The following is a 17528-nucleotide window of genomic DNA, read 5'->3' on the forward strand; positions in this document are numbered from 1 at the left end:
GGATGCGGTGATCCGCGTGGTGCTGGCCGACGACGAACCGCTGACCAGGGCCGGAATCCGGGCGGTGCTGGGCGCGGAGCCGGAGTTCGACGTGGTGGCCGAGGCCGTCGACGGGCGCGAGGCGGTGGAGATCGTCCAGTCCCACCGGCCCGACGTCGCGCTGCTGGACATCGTGATGCCGAGGCTGGACGGGTTGTCGGCGGCGGCCGAGATCCACCGCACCGCGCCGGCCACCGGCGTGATCATGTTGACGACCTTCTCCGAGGACGAGCACATCGCGCGCGCGTTCGACGGCGGCGCGAGCGGCTTCCTGCTCAAGACCGGTGATCCGCGGGAGCTGTTCGCGGGCATCCGGGCTGTGGCCGATGGCGCGGCGTACCTGTCGCCGAAGATCGCGCAGTGGGCGATCCGGCGGCTGAGCACCGGCGGCGACCGGACGTCCGGCGCGGTGCGGGCCCGCGAGCTGGTCGACGGCCTCACCGCGCGCGAGCGGGAAGTGCTGGCGCTGGTCGGCAACGGGTTGTCCAACGCGGAGATCGCCCGCAGGCTGCACGTGGTCGAGGGCACCGTGAAGGTGTTCGTCAGCGCCATCCTGCGCCGCCTGCAGGTGCCCAACCGGGTGCGGGCGGCGATCATCGCCCACGAGGCGGGCCTGGTCGAGCGCGGCTGACGCGGCTATGACTTTCGGCTAGTCCGGTCGACAGCCTTCGACAGATGTCCGGCGCCGCAGCGATCGCGATCCTGGCCTCATGGCGAACAAGACCTGGCGCAAAGTCGTTGTCCCGGCGCTGTGCGCGGGAATCCTGGCGGTGACCGGCCTGGTGGGCGCGGCCACCGCGAGCCCGTCCCAGCTGCCCGTCACGCTCACTCTGCCCGGGCCGACCGGCCCCCACCCGGTGGGCACGGCGGACCTGCATCTCGTTGATCACAGCCGCGTCGATCCCTGGGCGGCCCCACCGGGACGACCGCGCGAGCTGATGGTGTCCTTGTGGTACCCCGCCCGGCCGGCGCCCCACCGACCGACGCGGCACCTCACCCCCGGAGTGGCGGCGTTCTACGACCAGTCCTCCGGACCGGCCGGGCTGGACCCGGGCGTCGCCGACTTCGCGGGCACCCGGACTCACGCCAGGCCTCGCGCCGCCGCGGCCCCCGGTGACCGGCCGGTGGTGCTCTACTCGCCGGGCGGCGGGCAGTCACGGGCGTTCGGGACCACGCTGGTCGAGGATCTGGCCAGCCGCGGATTCGTCGTGGTCACCGTCGACCACACCTTCGCCGGACCGGTGGAGTTCCCCGACCGCGTCGAGCTCCCGGCACGAGGCGTGGACATGGCCCTGATGATGCGGGAACGGGCGCGAGACACCAGCTTCGTGCTCGACCGGCTCCGCGAGATCACCGCGGGCGCCAATCCCGACGCGGCCCGCCGCCCCCTTCCGATCGGGGTCGGGGCCGCGCTCGACCTGTCGCGGGTGGGCATGTTCGGCCACTCCATGGGCGGTTTCACCACCGCCGAGACGATGCTGACCGACCAGCGGATCGACGCGGGTGCCAACCTCGACGGCAGCATGGACCCCCACTACGGCCAGGCGAGCACCCGCGGCACCGACCGCCCTTTCCTCCTCGTGGGCGGCGGGACCAGCGGTGCCGACAAGCACCCCCACAACCACCGGCACGCGCCGGACTGGGCGTCGTTCTGGGCCAACTCCTCCGGGTGGAAGCGGGACCTCTACCTGCCCGCCGCCGAACACGCGAGCTTCACCGACGCCCAAGTCCTGTTGCCACAGGTCGACCGCAAGCACGCGTTGCCCGCGGAGAAGCTCGTGGCGGCGATCGGGACCGTGCACCCCGGGCGGAGCCTGGCGGCGCAGCGGGGCTACCTCGCCGCGTTCTTCGGGCTGCACCTGCGCGGGCAACAGACGAACCTGTTCGACGGTGACTCCCCCGCGCACCCCGACGTGCGCCTCATCCCGTGACCGCCCGATCCGCGACCGGGAGGCCGGCTGCCGGTGTGCTCGTCTTCGGCGAGTGCACCCTCGGCCTGTGGTGCATCGCCCCCGACGAGATCGGGTTGTTCATCATCGGCACCACCGGCCCACTTTCCTGGTCATGTGGCTGGTCACCACCGCATGCGCCGTCGCGGGCGACTCGGTCGGCCACCTGATCGGCAAGCGGTACGGACCACGGCCACGGCAGAGGAGGACCGTGCCACGGCACGGGGCGATCGCGGTCCTCGTCGCGATCTTTCCCGCCCGTGCTGCGAACACTGGTGCCCGCCGCCGCGGGAATCGGTGACTCCTGGCTCCTGAGCGCTTCACCAGAACCGCCGTCACGGCCCCTAGCCCGCAGGTAACCTGCTGTGGATGCAGCCACCCCGGGCACATCCACCACACGGTCATCCACAACAGGACTATCCGCCACCCGGTTATCCGCAGCAGTTCGGCGCACCCGTACGACTGCGCGCCAACGTGGTCGGCTCGGTGCTCGCCGGTCTGCTCGCTCTGCTCGCCGCTGGTCTGCTCGTCTGGTTCGCCGTCGCCGACATGCTGGCGAACAGCACCCCGGAGCCCTGGCCGGACGTAGTGCGGATGAACGTGATCGGCGGGTTCACCGCGGCGGGCCTTCTGGTGATCGCCGCCGTGTTCACGTTCGCGCGCATGGTGGCGGGCGCGTGGACGCTGGGCGTGGCCAGCCTGTTCTTCGTGATCATGAACATCATCGCGCCGCTGCTGCGCGGCGAGAGTGTCAGCGCCCACCTCTCTTTCTTGTTCGGGTTCCACAAGACCACTGGCGTCGCCATCGGGCTGGCCACGATCGTCTGCGCACTGACCGCGATCGTCGCCGCCGTCGCCGCCGTCGCGAAGCAGCCCTGACCTCGCCTCCCCCCACCGTCACGGCATGGGCGCATCCGTTGCAGCACAGGGGCTTCGTGGTGCTGGAGTGGGTCACCGGGGACTCGAACCCCGAACCCGCTGGGTAAGAGCCAGCTGCTCCGGACCAAGTGAGCCAACGACCCCGGGGCGCCGCAGGTACGGCGTGGGCGGAGGGCACGCGGGTTTGAGCCGCGTGCGTCTGCCTGTTCCGTCACTGGGACGTGGTGGTGAGTGGCCGCTCACGGGATGGGAGATGTCCGCTCCGCTGTGCAGATGTCAACGAATCGGACCGACCAGCACAGAATGCAGCCGTGTCGAGCACAAACCGAACTGTGAGTATGCGAAAGAGGAAGCCGCCCATACCGGTTCCCCTGTGGGCGGCTCCCTTGTCACGACCGGTGCCAGGTCATGGCGGGGAGCCTGCGCAGCTCGGAAGCTCTTTTTCCGGCAAGGACAAGCGTTTCCGGACGTCGTGGTGTGACGGGCATGCGGCGGCGACCACGGCGGGCAGATGCTGCAGCTGCGTCCCTCGCTTCCCCATGTCCACCACCACTACCACTCCTCAGGTCTGTTTGCGTGGATCCATCTCCATCCACAGCGTCGCCGAGAGTCAAACATCTATTCGGGGCCGACCGGGCTGAGCGACACTCCTGAGGGCCCCTCTGACATTCACGATCGGTCTGCTCAACCGCTAGACTCCACGGCCGGCGCATCTCTGGGGGACGAGGAACACATGGGCAACTGGCCGCCGCTCAACCCGTTGGAACAGAAGGAAAAAGTGGATCAGATCATCGCGCGGGCGCTGGAGGCGCTGCCACCCGGCTGGTCGCGTCTGGCCGAGGTGCGTCGCACGTTCCGGCAGCTGTGCGAGTGGTTCCGCCTCGGCCCGCAGGGGGTGGCGCGTTGAGCACCGTCGAACAGCACCAGCTCGACATCAAGTCCGACGATGACGAGGACCGCCTCGCGAGCAGCATCGAGGATCTGCTGAAGACCGTCGAACGCGAACCGCTCCAGCTGAACGCGGTCCTGCAGACGTCGTTGGCGCTGCTGGGTTTCCGCGCGCACGTCGATCCGAGGGCGGACGAAGCCCCGACCTGGCAGGCGGCCACCACGGCGCTGCGGGCCGGGTACGCGATCTTCGCGGCGGCCGCGGCCAGTGACGACGTCACGGTGCGGGTCAGCGCACACGAACTCACCCTGGCAGCCAGGGCGACCAAGGAGATCGCGAACGCGGACAACTGGCTCAGGACCTGCTACCTCGGCATGATCTGCCGCGAGTCCAGCGTGCTGGAAACGCTGATGAACACGCGGATCAAAGGCAACCCCGAAGTCGACGTGATGCAGTCGTACCTGCGCCGAGGCCGAGCCGCCAGCAGGGACTCCGAAGAGCCCACGCTCAAAGCCCTGTCGTGGTTCCTCGGCGGCCAGCCCCGGCTGTTCGCCGAGGCCTTGGCGCGTGCGCTGGAGCTGCACAAGCAGCAGTGGAGCGCGAGCGACAATCCCACGGGAGGCGTCGCGCTCGGCCCACTGGCCGTGGCGTGCGCCGCGTCCGACTACGGCTTCCCGGTCGGGGTCGAGTCCGGCTACCTGCCGAAGAACATCGTCGAACGGAAGTGGCGCAACGAAGTTCCGGTGTCACCGCCCGCGTCCGTGAAGCGAACGTGGCGCCTCGTCGACCGGCACGAGGCTGACGCGGACGTGGCGGACCGCGAAGGCGACCTGCTGACCGCGCAGCTGAACGAGTTGATCGAGCAGGACCCTGGCCAACTTCATGTCATCGGGCCGAAAGCGCTCCAGGAGACCGGTTACCACCTCATCAACGATGAGCAGGGGTCCTGGATCCACACCTGGGACAGCATCACGCTGGCCATGCAGGCGTACCACGGCATCTTCGAGCGGGCGATGACGACCAGGGAAACCTCCATCCGCCTGCGAGACGACAAGGTCCTCCTCCCGCCGACCGGTGCCACGCAGCACACGAACGCGGACACGTGGCTCAAGGCGATGTACCTCAGCATGATCTGCCGCGACCGCGAGCGCATCAACGACCTCGTGCGGGTGCCGGAGGAACTGCGGCGCTCGTCAGGCGCGGAACACGACGAGGCCGTCCACGAGTGGATCAGCGTGCTGCACGGTTACTGGTACGGCGGGTACAGCATGTCCAAGCGATCACTGGAAGCCGTGCCGCAGGACGACGACCTGCTCTACCCGACGGTCGAGCTGTTCTACCAGATCTCCGAGGACGACCAGACCGGGTTCACCGACTCGCTGGCGCGGGCGCTGGAGCGGCACCGGCGGTACTGGACGCGGACCGAGGAGCGGGCGAAGGAGCCGGAAGGTTTCCTCGCGCTCGCGCCGCTCGCGCTGGCCGGCCGGGCACTGGAGTCGGGCTGGCTCAGTGTCACCGTGCGCTCTCCGTACCTGCCTTTGACGCTGCTGAACGGTGGTCGCGTCGGTGAGGGGGCGCCGAGGTGATCGCTCAGGAACAGCACAGCCGCTCGAAGAAGCGGCGACCCTGCTCACCCAACGCGTGACGGCGATAGGGCCGACCGTCCTCGCGGCCGGCCCATCCCCTGCCAGTCCACGGTCAGCGGCCGACGTCATGGCGCCGCGCTCCGCGCGCAGTTCAGGTGTCAGGGGAACTCGCCCGTAGATCAACCGCACACCGTAGTCGATCACGCGGGCGTGCACCTGTCCACATGCCTATGCAACCCGTCGCGGAATCGGCATACGCCTGAAAGGCCCTGGTCGTCCGGAGTGAACGATCTCTGAGGTGTACAAGTCGCGTGGCCTCGGCGATGTCATACCAGCGAAACCCGCATGGACAACGAGGGAGATGGCATGGCGCGTGCTCGGTTCGTGGCAGTCGGGCTGGCCATGGTGGTCGCACTGGGGCAGAGCGTGCCTCCTGCCGAGGCGGTGGTGCCCCAACAGAACACAATCGTCGTCGAGCCCGCGGACAGGGCGACCGACGTGGCTCCGGACGCTCCACTGCGGGTGCGCATCGAAGACGGCACCCTCGACGAGGTCACCCTGACCGATGCCGACGGTCGGCGGATCCAGGGCGTGCTCTCGATGGACAGGCGCGGTTGGACCGCGACCGAGAAGGCGGACTTCGACAAGGACTACAGCTACTCCGGCACCGCGACGGGTGCCGACGGCGCACGGCTGCCCATCACCGGCACCTTCCGAACGGTCACACCGCGACTGCTGGTCACCGTCAGCCCCAGGGTGGCGGAGGGCGGCACCTACGGTGTAGCGCAGCCGGTGTGGCTGGTCTTCCCCAAACCGGGTGTGCCGCCAAGGGACCGGGCCGCCGTGGAGAAGGCCGTCTCGGTGGAGTCCAGTCCGGTGACCGAGGGCGCCTGGGCGTGGATCGACGCGGAGAACCTGGTGTGGCGGCCCAAGGACTACTGGCAGCCGGGTACCAAGGTCACCGTCCGCAGCGGTCTGCGCGGCGTCCGGTTCGACGAGGGCGTCTACGGCAAGAACGACTTCACCAGGAACTTCACCATCGGCCGCCATCAGCTGGTCCGTGCCGACACCGGTACCTTCCGGCTGATCGTCGAGCGGGACGGCGTCGAGATCCGCAACTACCCGGCGAGCTACGGCGACGACTCCGACCCGAAGCGGACCACCCGCAGTGGCCGGTACTTCGTCATGTCCAAGCAGCAGTACTACTACATGCAGAGGTACGACTTCGACGCGTACTGGGCGCTGCGGCTGTCCATCCACGGCGAGTTCATCCACGCCAACCAGTACACGGTGAAGGACCAGGGGCGTCGCAACGTCTCGCACGGCTGCGCGAACCTGTCGATGAAGAACGCCGAGGACTACTACAGGATCGCGTTGGAAGGTGATCCGGTGGTGGTGACCGGCTCCGCCATCGACCTGCCTGCCAAGGGCGCGGACTTCTGGGCCTACCCCTGGCCGATGTGGACCTCGCTGTCGGCAGTGAAGGGCTAATCGGCGCGCGAGGGCGTGGGTTCGGTGGGTTCAGCTCGTCACCCGGTGGCGGCTTCCAGCACACCGACCGCCGTCTGGCACGCGGGGATACCAGGTGTGCCGTGACCGTGGCCTCGTGGTCGCCGTAGCAGAACGCCGACCCCGGCCATCCGGTGTCGCGAGCAAGGACGCCTGCCCTCACGTACCCGAGGATGCCTCCCAGCCGGAATGACCATCTACAGCGCCGACCCCGGCCGAGTACGGGACACCGAGTTCACCACCGGGGACGGCGGCCTGATGAAGCTCACCGCCCCGCTGCCAAGAACCTCCTCTGGCTCGCCACCACTCCACAGCCGCCACACCCCACCGATGGCTTCTTCGCCAAGAACCACCCTGTGCGGCCAGTCGACCGTGGCGCTGGTTCTCCCTTCCTGCCAACGGTTCATCGAGCGAAGGCCGAGACCGCGCACAGCGTGGCCCAGGTGGCGGCGAATCCGGCGACTTTGACGCGCGCGCGGCGATCAGGCAGCCGCCGCCCGAAAATGCACGCGTCCGCGGCGTCCGCGGCAACTCGCGCCACCAGAACCGCCCTGAGCGCCCGGCCCTCCGGCGCGGTCATCATCGCCGCGCCGATGGCCGCGTCGCGGACACCGATCGCGCTGATCAGCGATCGGATCTCCGGGGCGACCCGACCGTCGGCGCGCACCATCCCGCAGGGCTTGGCCAGCAGGGCGGGCCACAGCACGATCGCGGCACTGTAAACGGTGGTCGCCGCTCCCAGCACGCGGCTCACCGCGGGCATCGGCGTTCCTCAGTCATGGGCTGCATGGCGGCCGAGTACCCGGTAAGACGACGACAAAACGATTCACCGCCCTCCGCGCGGCGGGTTTCGCCGGGCCTGGCTCGGACAAGCCTGCGAGCAGAGTTCGGCCCCTGACCGCCGAGCAGACCGGGACCTCGGAGTCGAGCACGTCCACGAGGCCGACGCTGTACGTCTGCGCTCCGCGGCGCTGGGAGCGGCGGATCTTCTCGGGCTCGCCGTCGATCGTGGACGACGGGTCGAAGTGCCAGACCGACGTGATTCCCGGATCGCGGAAGCCAGCTCGCGGGATTCTCGAGGATGCAGGAATTCCCTACTGTGCCAGGGAAAGCCGTCACCGGTCGCGCCAGCTCAACGGCGACAGAGTGAGCGCCATCCGCGATGCGCAGCGTCGCTCTCCGGAGCCGCACGCGAGCGTCGCCATGGTCACCGACTCACCCGGCGGGGACGAGTCGATCACCGGCGGCTCTGCTCGGCCCTGACGGGTACCTTCCTGGTGCTCGTGCCGGATCTCGCCAGCGGGCGGGAGATCCTGCATGATCGAGCCCGTGATCGCGATCAACCTCCTCGCTCGGCGCCGCGCATCATGACGGGCTCGCTCATCGACGTGCTGCTCGTAGACGAGGGCAAGCCGGTGACCGGCGTGGTGTTCAGCCCCAACGGCCACTTCCTGGCCGCCGTCGCCGGTCGACGGCTGCACCTGTGGGACGCGATCCGCCGCAGACCGCTGGTTCCCGCACGCCGACCGGCCAGCAACCGGAAGAAGCGGCAGGGCAACCGGAACGGCCAACCCCACCACGTGGTCTGGGTGAACTGCGCGGCGTTCAGCCCCGACAGCAGCCTGGTCGCGGTCGGCGGGAGCTACGAGTTCTTCGATCACGAGCGCGGGATCCTGTACGACGGCAACCCCGTCCACGTCGTCACCCTCGTGGACGTGCAAAGCGGAACGCCGGTCGGTGATCCGTTCGCAGACGCCGACGGCCTGCCTTTCCACGGCGGCCATGACGAGGACATCACGCACGTCGCTTTCAGCCCTGACGGAACACTGCTCACGACCAGCAGCGAGGACGGCACCACATGGCTCTGGGACGTCGCGACCCGCCAGCCCCGCAACGCCCATGACGGTGAAGCGCAGCTGTCCAACGACGTCACAAACACGGCCCTCAGCCCTGACGGGAGCATGATGGCCGAAGCGGGCGACAACGGCACCATCCGGCTCTGGAGCACCACCCGCTGAACGAGACCGGATGCCGGGTCAGGGGCGACCACGGCACGGGCAGCACACCAACGTGTGAGCGGTCGCGGGTTCGGCGCGCTGGGCAGCGAGTGGTCGGAGGGCGACGCGCACACCGGACCGGCCTGGCGGATGGTCCTGCACACGACCGGCTACAACCTCTACCCGGCCAAGTACGCCACGGCATTCCGGACGCCCCAGCGCTCGCCTGCGGCAGGCATCGGGTTCGCAGGTCGGTGGCAGCGTTGTTGTCGATCGCCGTCTTCCTCAGCGGCGATGACCGCGGCCAGCTGCGCGACGTCCGCGCTTGGAGAAGGTGTGCGGAAGTGGGCAGATCCGTTCGATGCGTGACGCCAGGTGCTCTAGTCACGACCGCGCGTCCAGATCAGCCGTCCGACCGCGAGCGCGTCGGCGTGGTACGGCGGAAGTTCCTCGCCTTCGGCGACCACCTGGGTCTGTTCGCCGTGACGGCTGACGTCCAGGAACCCGTGTAGCCGGGAGATATCACTGTCCGGTGTGCACTCGGCGACGTACACCACCGTCTCCTGGGCGATCGCCGCCTCGTTGGCCGGACTCCGCAGCGCCTTGCGAATGCGGCGCAGCGTCGGCCGGTCGGGCGCCCGGCCGAGCAAGTGCCTCTCCGCGGGCGAGTCGTCCGGGTCGAGCGGCGTGAACCGGTACTTGGGCACCGGATCGGACGGTCGCCACCGCGTGAGCCTGCGGATCTGGATGCCATCCGGCTTGATCCGCCCCTCGGGCAGCAACGCGATCTCCTCGTCCCGCAGCGGAATCGCGTGCTTGGCGAGGTAGCCGAGCAGGTTGCGTTCCAGTTCCCACGGGTCCTGCGCGGCGAGATCGCCCCAGCGGTGAGCGAGCTGCCCGTCCTCGATCCGGCCCGCCAGCACGCGCAGCAGGGTGGTCAGGTCCTTGCTGTCGCGTCCCATCAGCAGGGCACCACCGGTGCCGAGAGGGGCGGCGGCGCAAGCGCGTCCGCGACGTCGAGCGCGATGACGGGGATCCCGTCCGCGTCGCCCCCGGGGAGGGTGAACGTTCCGGTGTTCTTGTCGTAGCGGGCAGGATCGTTGCGCCGCACGTCACCGAGCTTCGAGTCGATGTCGGCGGGCAGCTCCGGGTTCACGAACACGGCATTCGGATCGTTCGGCTTCCCCGGCTTGTTGGCGTCCGCCGGGTACGCGGTGCGCACGATGCTGCCGCCGTAGATGATCGCGTCGAGTTCCACCGTTGCCCCGTTGATGGTCATTGCGCCCCGGATCCGCCACGTCCACTCGTGCCGCCCATCGGGTTGATCCCCTGATCGACACTATGCCGATCGCGGCCTCGTCGCCGGTGTTGGTGACCACGACGCGGACCGGTTGCTTGCCGAGCAGCAGGCTCTCCTCGCCGCGATCTCGTTGCTCACCTAGGTCATGGACCGGGTCGTCGCGCCGCTGTGCTTCCGCCCTGTTCTCCGCCCCGGTAACGGACGCCGCCTACGCGCGGGAGTTCACCGAAGCCATTTCCGGGGCACTTGAATGCCGTTGACGCTTGGCGATTTTTTCCTTATGCGTCAACAACTCTGTGAGTTTTCGCCGGGGCGGCTGCGTGATTGTGTTGAATTTTCCTCACGTTAGCCGGAATCGGGGTTACGGTCCGCGTGCCACCTTTCGGACGAAGGAGAAATCGCATGCGTGCTCTGATGGTTCTCGGTGCCAGTGCCGTTCTCAGCGTTGGCCTGATGGGTGTGGCCTCGCCGTCCGCCGAGGCCCTGCCGACCGGGTGCAGGGCGGCGAAGCTGGCGGAGGTCGGGATCTCGGACTGCTCCGGGGGCACCGGCCTCCACCGTGCGCGCGCGGTCTGCAAGAACGGCTCGGTCGTCTACGGCGCCTGGGCTCGGGTGCGGGTCGGGTCGCTGGCGTTCTGCCCCAATGTCGGCGCCGACTCGGTCAGCAGCGTCTCGGTCGAGCTGCGCGACTGACCAGTGCCGGCAGTTCGTCGGCCGACCACTGGTCATACGCGTGCTCGCCGTGCTTCTCGGCGAGCACGCGGCCGTCCCGGTCGATGAGGAAGTCGGCGGGCAGCCCGAGCCGTCCGCCTTCCTGCTCGCGGCTGACGGCCGGAACCGGCCCGGCGGACGCGACCCGTGGAAGTTCGATCACGACCGTGCCGAGCTGATGCGCAGCCTCGACCTCTGCCAGACCTGCGGACGGTCACGCGAGGACGAGGTGTTCGTGCTCGCGCCCACCGATTCGACAAGCTTCCTGGCGCGCGCACCCGAGGACCGCGGAAACAGCCCCAGATTGGATGCACATCCACACGACCGGGCCCCTCGGTGTCGCCAACCGAGGGGCCCAGGTGTGCTCATCGGGGTCTTCTACCGCTGTAACTCCCGTAATGGATCAGGCAGAAACCTCGCCCAACACGGGCTGAGCGACACTCCTTAAGGCTTCTCTGACATTCCGCACGCTCACTTCAGTGGCGCTTAAGCGCTACTTCAATGCCTTTGTCGAGGCTTTCCCTCGCGGGGGTCTCCCCGCTGGTCGTCGGCCCTGTGCGCCGGGTGATGCAGGGGCAACAGCCTTGTGGGGCGGGGCCGGCGACCGCCGGCCGATCGGGTTTTCCGAATGGAATTCAGGAAGCTCGATCGGCTCGGCGGGCCTTTGCGGATGTCAGCTGTGAGGAGTGCCATGCCCGTCCCACCCGTGTCGTCTCCCCCGGACTCGGATTGGTCCATCGCCGACCTGCGCTGGGCCGACGCGCGCTACCTGCACGAGCTGCCCGCGACCCCGGTGCGCGACACCAGGCGCGCCGAACGCCGGATGAGCCGGTGGAACGCCCGCTTCACCGAGGGCTCGGCCGCCAGCCGCCGCGCGGCGGGGGTACTGGGCTTCAAGCTGGACTCGCTGTGGCGGACCTTCGGCTCACCGTCGGGCTGCGAGGACCGGGCGCCGGTGCCGGACTGGCTGACCCAGGTGAACCGGGTGCGCTGCTACGGCGGGCCACCGCAGGGCGAATCCCACGTGGCCGCGGACGAGGAGTTCGCCGGGATGCGCGCGGTTACCGACATCGTGCGCGGATACCAGCGCGTGCTGCACAACAGGCTGCGGCGGTTGCCCGCGACCAGTGGTGCGCCGGGCCTGGTGAGGTTGCCGGAGCTGCTGGTCTCCACGTGGCCCCGGCAGCAGCTCGCGGAGGCGATGTCCGGCGTCTCCCGGGCCGACGAGACCGAGCAGCTGGAGCTGTGGAACACCTATCCGGTGCTGCTGCGCTACGTCAACGAGGTGCTGCGGTCGTGGCTGCACGAGCGCACGGTCTTCGCTCAGCGGCTCGTCCGGGACCACGCCGAGCTGCGGCGTGTCTGCGGTGAGCCGATCGGCGAGCTGGTCTCGATCGACTTCGGGCTGGGCCACCGCGGCGTCGCCGAGCTGGCGTTCGAGAAGCTCAGCATGATCTACCGGCCGCACAGCGTCGAGGCCGACCAGTCCTGGGCCGCGGTCTGCGCGTGGTTCAACGGCCGCGGGCCGCGGCACGACCTGCTGCCGGTTCCGGTGCTGGCCAAGGAGAACTACGGCTGGATGTGCCACGTGGCCGCGCGGCCGTGCCGCACCGTGGACGAGGCGAAGGCGTTCCACTGGCGCATCGGCGCGCTGACCGCGCTGCTGTACGTGCTCGACGGCGCGGATGTGCACCACCGCAACGTGATCGCGCACGGGGAGCACCCGGTGCTGGTGGACGGCCAGGTGCTGCTGCGCGGTCGTTCGGCGGGCGCGGGGGGCAGGGCGGAGCGCCACGACCCAGCGGCGGAACTGCTGCGCGAGGGCGTGCTCGGCGTCGGCATGATCGGCACCAGGTCGCTGACCAGGATCGCGGGCACGGCCGTCGACCCGCGCGAGTACCGCGAGGAGATGCTGACCGGGTTCGAGTGGACCTACCGCGCGATCGCGATGGACTGGACCCGGTGGCTGGCCGTCGACGGGCTGCTGTCGAAGTTCACCGACGTGCCCGTGCGGCACGTGGCCCGCGACCCGGACCGCTACCGCGAGGTGCTGGCCGAGAGCCTGCGGCCGGAGCACCTGCGCGACGCCGTCGACCGGGACCGGAGCCTGGTCGCCCTGTCCGCCAACGACTGCGACGGGCAGCCGCCCGAGCTGCTGTGCAACGACGAGCTGCAGGCGCTGCGGGCGGGCGTGCTGCCCTGCTACTTCACCCGGGGGCACAGCACGCAGGTGTTCAACCGCGAGGGCAAGCAGCTCGGCCCGATGCTGGCGGAGCCGCCGATCGACATCGCCATCCGCCGGATCGCCGAGCTGACCGAGCCGGGCCTGCTGCGCCAGCTCTCGCTCATCCGGCAGGCGCTCGACGTGCCCGCGCCGGGCCGGGCCGCCCGGCGCGGGCCCTCGCCCGAGCCGGAGCGGCTGCCCGAGGACCCGCTGCGGTACCCGGAGGCGGTCTCCGACGCGGTCGACCTCGCCAAGGGGCTGTGCCGCCAGGCCGTGCGGCGCAGCGGCGCGATCGGCTGGATCACGCTGAACCCGGCCGGTGGCGGGCACTGGGAGCTGGGCCCCGCGCCGAAGGACCTGCGTGCGGGCACCGCGGGGATCGGGCTGTTCCTGTCCGCGGTCGCCGCCTACACCAGGGACACCGAGATCAGCGGGACCGCGCACGCCGTCGCCGACCACCTCGCGCGGTGGGCGGCGGACGCGGCCGAACGCCTCGGCAGGTCCGCGCTGGACCGGCCCGACCCCGGCGCCTTCGGCTCGGTCGGCGGGCTGATCCACTACCTGACCCACTCCGCCGTCCTGCTCGACCGGCAGGACCTGCTCGGCGGCGCCCAGTCGCTGCTGCGGCCGCTCGCCGCGCACGTGCAGCACGACCGGCGCTTCGACCTGGTCAGCGGCAGCGTCGGCGCGATCCTCGTCGCGCTCGGGCTGCACCACGTGCTGCCGGGCTCGCAGGCTCTTGAGGTCGCGCACGCCGCGGGCAGGCGGCTGGTGCTCTCCCCCGCGCTGGTGCCGGGCGCAGGCATCGGGATCTCGCGCGGTGCCAGCGGAATCGCCTACGCGCTCGCGCGGCTGCACGCGGTCGACCCGCGCCCGGAGTACGCCGAGACGGTCCACGCCGCGCTGCTGCACGAGCGTGATCACCTGCACCCGGAGCGGCACGACTGGTCCGCGCCGAGGGCGGCGGGCTGCACCGCGGCCGACGGCAACGCCCCGCTGCTGGGCTGGTGCCACGGGGTGCCCGGGGTCGGCCTGGCCAGGGCGGGCATCGCCGGGCTCGGCGGGGAGTGGGACGTGCGGCACGACCTCGACGCCGCCGAGCGCGCCACCGCGCTGGCGTTGTTCGGCGAGACCGGCGGCCTGCTGGCCTCGGTGGGCGATCACGGCCTGTGCCACGGCGATCTCGGCGCGCTGGAGCTGCTGGTGCTCGCCGCCCATCGACGCTCCGATGTGGACGGTCTGCGCCGGTGCGGGCAGGCCGTGCGCGCGGTGCGCGACCGGGGCCGGGAGGCCGGGTGGCGGACCGGCCCCGCGCGGCCGGAGTCGGTGCCGGGGCTGATGCACGGCAGGGCCGGGATCGGCTACAACCTGCTGCGGCTGGTGGCCCCGGAGCTGGTGCCGTCGGTGCTCCTGCTGGAGCCGCCGAAACTTCCTTAGCCACCGAGCAGTTCGTGCACCCTGGCGGCGTGGGGGCTGCCGATCTCCTCGTAGATCGCCAGTGCCTCCCGCCAGGCGCGCTCGGCCTCCTCCCGCCTGCCGAGCGCGTCGAGCGCCCTCCCGAGCTCCACAGTGGACAGTGCTTGCTGGAACCGGTCGGCCGCGTCGTGGAACATCCGGGAGCTGCGCAGGTAGCAGACCATCGCGTCGTGCTGCCTGCCCTCCGCCCGGTGCACCAGGCCCCGCACGCGCAGTGCGGCCGCCTCGCCCCATTCACTGCCCAGCTCGCGCATCCGGGCCAGCGCCAGCTCGCTGTTGGCCCGCGCCGGGACCGGGGTGCCGACGCGGGCCTGCGCCTCGGCGAGGTTGAGCCGGGCCAGCGCCGCCGACCACCGGTTGTCCAGTCGCTCCATCACCTTCAGGCAGTCGGCGAAGTGCTCCAGCGCCTCCAGCGGCCGGTCGGTCTCGGTGCACAGCTCGCCGAGGCTGAGCCTGCTCAGCGCCGCGGTGCCCGGATCGTCCAGCTCGCGGGAGAGCTCCAGGGACCGCGTCAGGCTCTCCTCGGCCTCCGCCATCCGCCCGAGCCTCAGGTAGACCCCGCCGATGTTGTGCAGCACGGAGCGGATCCCGCGTGGTTTGCCCAGTTCGTGGGACAGCTCCAGGGCGCGGCGGTGGTAGCGCAGCGCGTCGTCCAGCCGGTGCATCTGGTAGGCCGCGTTGCCCAGCCCCGTGACCATGCTGACCTCGGCGTGCGGCTGGCCGGTGCGCCGCGCGGCGCGCAGCCCGGCCTCGTTCGCGGTGATCCAGTGCTGGTAGTCCCTGGTCCGGTCGAAGTGCGGGGCCAGCATCACGGCGAACTGCCACGCCAGCTCGGGCAGCCCGGCCGACTCGGCCCTGACCACGCAGGCGACCAGGTTGTCCTGCTCGGCGTCCAGCCAGCGGAACGCGTCGGCGACCGTCTCGAACGTCTCCGGCGGGCAGTCCGGGTCCGGCTCGGCGAAGGAGGCCGCGGAGTGCTGGCCGCCGAGGTCGGTGACCACGGCGTTCCAGGCGCTGTGCATCGACCACAGCACGAACCTGCGCAGCACGGCGCGGGAGCCGTCCTCTCCGTCCTCGGCCGCGGCGAGCTGGGCGGCGTACTCGCGCAACAGGTCGTGCAACCGGTAGCGCCCTGGCGAGACCTCCTCGACGAGGTGCGCCTCCACCAGCCGCCGCAACCGCGTCCTGGTCAGCGCCTGGTCGGCGGGTCCGGCCGACACGCACGCGGCCGCGGCGACCGGGAAGTCGGCTCCGGGGATGAGTCCGAGGCGGCGGAACACCTTCCGCTCCTCGGGCTCCAGCATCTGGTACGAGCGCTCGAACGCCGTCCGCACCGCCGCGTGCGGATCATCGGGAATCTCCAGCGCCGCAAGGCGTTCCGCGCCGCGCAACCGCTCGACGAGATCGGTCAGGCCCTCGTGGGCGTTGGTCAGCAGCTGCCCACAGGCCACCCGCAGGGCCAGCGGGAGGTGGCCGCAGCGCTCGGCCAGCTCCCGCGCGGTCTCCGCCTCCGCGCGCACCAGGTCGGTCCCGACCAGCCGCTCCAGCAACCGCAACGAGGTCTCCGGGGACAACATGCCCAGGCGCACCGACTCCGCGCCGTTGAGCGCGACCAGCCCGCCGAGCCTGCTGCGGCTGGTCACCAGGACGGTGCAGCCGGGGGTGCCCGGCAACAGCGGGCGGACCTGCTCGGTGCCGCGCGCGTTGTCCAGCACCAGCAGCAGCCGCTTTCCGGTGAGCGTGCTGCGCAGCAACGCGGCGGCCTCGTCCCGGCGCGTGGGCACGCGGGCGTCGGGCACGCCGAGCGCGCGCAGCAGCCTGCCGATGGCCTCCTCCGGCGACATCGGCGGCTCGGAGCTGTAGCCGTGCAGGTCCACGTAGAGCTGGCCGTCCGGGAACCGCGCCGCGGTCCGGTGTCCGAAGTGGACGGCCAGCGCGGTCTTGCCGACCCCGGCAGGACCGTCGATCGCCACCACCCGGGCGGAGCGCCGCACCGCCTGCTCCAGCAGGGCCAGCTCCTCCTCGCGGCCGGTGAACCCGGAGGGCTCCGCCGGCAGTTCGGCGGGCAGCTCCGACCACGCCTCGGCCGTCGTCCTTCCCTCCACTGTGGACACGCGCTTCGCGCCGACCAGCTCGGCCGCGGGCACCCCGGCGAGGATGTCGGCGTGCCTGCGGCGCAACCGCTCGCCCGGCTCCACCGCGAGCGCGAGCACCAGCGCCTCCCGCGCCTGCCGGTAGGCCTCCAGCGCGTCGGCCTGCCGCCCGGCCCCGTAGAGCGCGGTCATCAGCCGCGCCCAGTGCCCCTCGTTCAGCGGCTGCTCGGTGGTGAGCGCGCGCAGCTCGCCGATCACCTCGGCGTAGTGGCCGAGCCCGAGCCGCGCGTCGACCAGGGTCTGCCGCGCCGAGCCGCGCAGCTCCTCCAGCCGCGTGCGCTCGGCGGAGACCGTCGGCCCCTGCGGCACGTCGGCGAGCGCGGTGCCGCGCCACAGCGCCAGCGCCTCGCCCATGGTGGCCACCGCCCGGTCGTGCTCGCCCCGGTCCAGCTCCGCCCGGCCGCGCGCGGCGAGCTGGGCGAAGCAGTCCGCGTCCAGCTCGCCCGGTCCCACGTCCAGCGCGTAGCCACCGGAACGGGTGAAAAGACCCGGACCGCCGAGGAGCTGGCGGAGCTGGTGCACGTAGACCTGCACGGCGTTGACGGCCGAGCCCGGTGGGTCCTCCGGCCAGACCTCGGCCACCAGCCGGTCCACCGAGACCACCTGGTTGGCGTGGAGCAGCAGCAACGCGAGCACCGAACGCTGTTTCGCCGCCCTCGCCCCGCGCCAGCCGTCGACCGCACGCACCTCCAGCGGTCCGAGCAGGCGAAACCTGGACGTCTCCACACGGCGAGCTTAGTGATCGCTGCTGACGGGTGCGTGGACCGCTTTCACAGTGGTCACACCGCCCGCGGGGTTTGCTACACGCCGGGGTGC

14 protein-coding genes and 1 tRNA gene are annotated in these 17528 nt (G+C 70.8%); 9 read left to right on the forward strand and 6 right to left on the reverse strand.

Annotated features, from left to right (window positions below; all coding sequences use genetic code 11):
* The first annotated feature begins 7 nt into the window (after positions 1–7).
* The 3 genes from BLT28_RS14280 to BLT28_RS14295 all read left to right on the forward strand — a co-directional run bounded on the left by BLT28_RS14280 (position 8) and on the right by BLT28_RS14295 (position 2867).
* Positions 8–670: a response regulator gene (locus tag BLT28_RS14280; protein WP_030429613.1), complete on the forward strand. Its 663-nt coding sequence runs from the start codon at positions 8–10 to the stop codon at positions 668–670.
* Between the two features lie 79 nt (positions 671–749).
* Positions 750–1970: an alpha/beta hydrolase family protein gene (locus BLT28_RS14285; RefSeq protein ID WP_043811453.1), complete on the forward strand. Its 1221-nt coding sequence runs from the start codon at positions 750–752 to the stop codon at positions 1968–1970.
* Between the two features lie 387 nt (positions 1971–2357).
* A complete protein-coding gene (locus BLT28_RS14295; protein ID WP_156050925.1) occupies positions 2358–2867 on the forward strand; it encodes a hypothetical protein in 510 nt (169 codons plus the stop codon).
* Positions 2868–2935: 68 nt separating this feature from the next.
* Here the strand turns inward: BLT28_RS14295 and BLT28_RS14300 are convergent.
* Positions 2936–3010, reverse strand: a tRNA-Lys gene (locus BLT28_RS14300).
* 590 nt (positions 3011–3600) lie between these two features.
* Here BLT28_RS14300 and BLT28_RS40125 point away from each other — a divergent pair.
* The 3 genes from BLT28_RS40125 (at position 3601) to BLT28_RS14310 (ending at position 6833) form a co-directional block, all read left to right on the forward strand.
* Positions 3601–3774 (forward strand): hypothetical protein, encoded by a 174-nt coding sequence (locus BLT28_RS40125; protein ID WP_156050923.1) that lies wholly within the window; start codon positions 3601–3603, stop codon positions 3772–3774.
* Positions 3771–5342, forward strand: coding sequence for an immunity 49 family protein (locus BLT28_RS14305; RefSeq protein WP_030429610.1), 1572 nt, complete (start codon positions 3771–3773; stop codon positions 5340–5342). Before BLT28_RS40125 ends, BLT28_RS14305 begins: the two co-directional genes overlap by 4 nt.
* A 366-nt stretch (positions 5343–5708) precedes the next feature.
* Positions 5709–6833: a L,D-transpeptidase gene (locus tag BLT28_RS14310; protein WP_052407317.1), complete on the forward strand. Its 1125-nt coding sequence runs from the start codon at positions 5709–5711 to the stop codon at positions 6831–6833.
* Positions 6834–7254: 421 nt separating this feature from the next.
* Here BLT28_RS14310 and BLT28_RS14315 read toward each other — a convergent pair whose 3' ends face one another.
* Entirely contained in the window at positions 7255–7614 is a 360-nt protein-coding gene (locus tag BLT28_RS14315; protein WP_030429608.1) for a hypothetical protein, read from the reverse strand.
* Positions 7615–8218: 604 nt separating this feature from the next.
* Between BLT28_RS14315 and BLT28_RS14325 the strand changes: the two genes are divergently transcribed.
* A complete protein-coding gene (locus tag BLT28_RS14325) occupies positions 8219–8869 on the forward strand; it encodes a WD40 repeat domain-containing protein (RefSeq protein WP_030429606.1) in 651 nt (216 codons plus the stop codon).
* 359 nt (positions 8870–9228) lie between these two features.
* On the opposite strand, the gene BLT28_RS14330 is transcribed toward BLT28_RS14325, so the two are convergent.
* Together BLT28_RS14330 and BLT28_RS14335 are read right to left on the reverse strand one after the other, a co-directional pair.
* A complete protein-coding gene (locus tag BLT28_RS14330) occupies positions 9229–9810 on the reverse strand; it encodes a hypothetical protein (protein ID WP_030429605.1) in 582 nt (193 codons plus the stop codon).
* A complete protein-coding gene (locus tag BLT28_RS14335; RefSeq protein WP_030429604.1) occupies positions 9810–10127 on the reverse strand; it encodes a hypothetical protein in 318 nt (105 codons plus the stop codon). The genes BLT28_RS14330 and BLT28_RS14335 overlap by 1 nt, the downstream gene beginning before the upstream one ends.
* A gap of 423 nt (positions 10128–10550) precedes the next feature.
* Between BLT28_RS14335 and BLT28_RS14340 the strand changes: the two genes are divergently transcribed.
* On the forward strand, positions 10551–10841 hold the full coding sequence (locus BLT28_RS14340) for a hypothetical protein (RefSeq protein ID WP_052407316.1): 291 nt from the start codon (positions 10551–10553) through the stop codon (positions 10839–10841).
* On the opposite strand, the gene BLT28_RS14345 is transcribed toward BLT28_RS14340, so the two are convergent.
* Positions 10810–11022, reverse strand: coding sequence for a hypothetical protein (locus BLT28_RS14345; protein ID WP_030429602.1), 213 nt, complete (start codon positions 11020–11022; stop codon positions 10810–10812). The genes BLT28_RS14340 and BLT28_RS14345 overlap by 32 nt on opposite strands.
* A gap of 528 nt (positions 11023–11550) precedes the next feature.
* Between BLT28_RS14345 and BLT28_RS14350 the strand changes: the two genes are divergently transcribed.
* Positions 11551–14520, forward strand: a complete 2970-nt coding sequence (locus BLT28_RS14350) for a type 2 lanthipeptide synthetase LanM family protein (RefSeq protein ID WP_156050921.1) — start codon at positions 11551–11553, stop codon at positions 14518–14520.
* Here the strand turns inward: BLT28_RS14350 and BLT28_RS14355 are convergent.
* A complete protein-coding gene (locus BLT28_RS14355) occupies positions 14517–17438 on the reverse strand; it encodes an AfsR/SARP family transcriptional regulator (RefSeq protein ID WP_052407315.1) in 2922 nt (973 codons plus the stop codon). The two genes, BLT28_RS14350 and BLT28_RS14355, sit on opposite strands and share 4 nt — an antisense overlap.
* Positions 17439–17528 lie beyond the last annotated feature (90 nt).

It is taken from the genome of Allokutzneria albata (genome assembly GCF_900103775.1).
In the GTDB taxonomy this organism is placed as follows: domain Bacteria; phylum Actinomycetota; class Actinomycetes; order Mycobacteriales; family Pseudonocardiaceae; genus Allokutzneria; species Allokutzneria albata.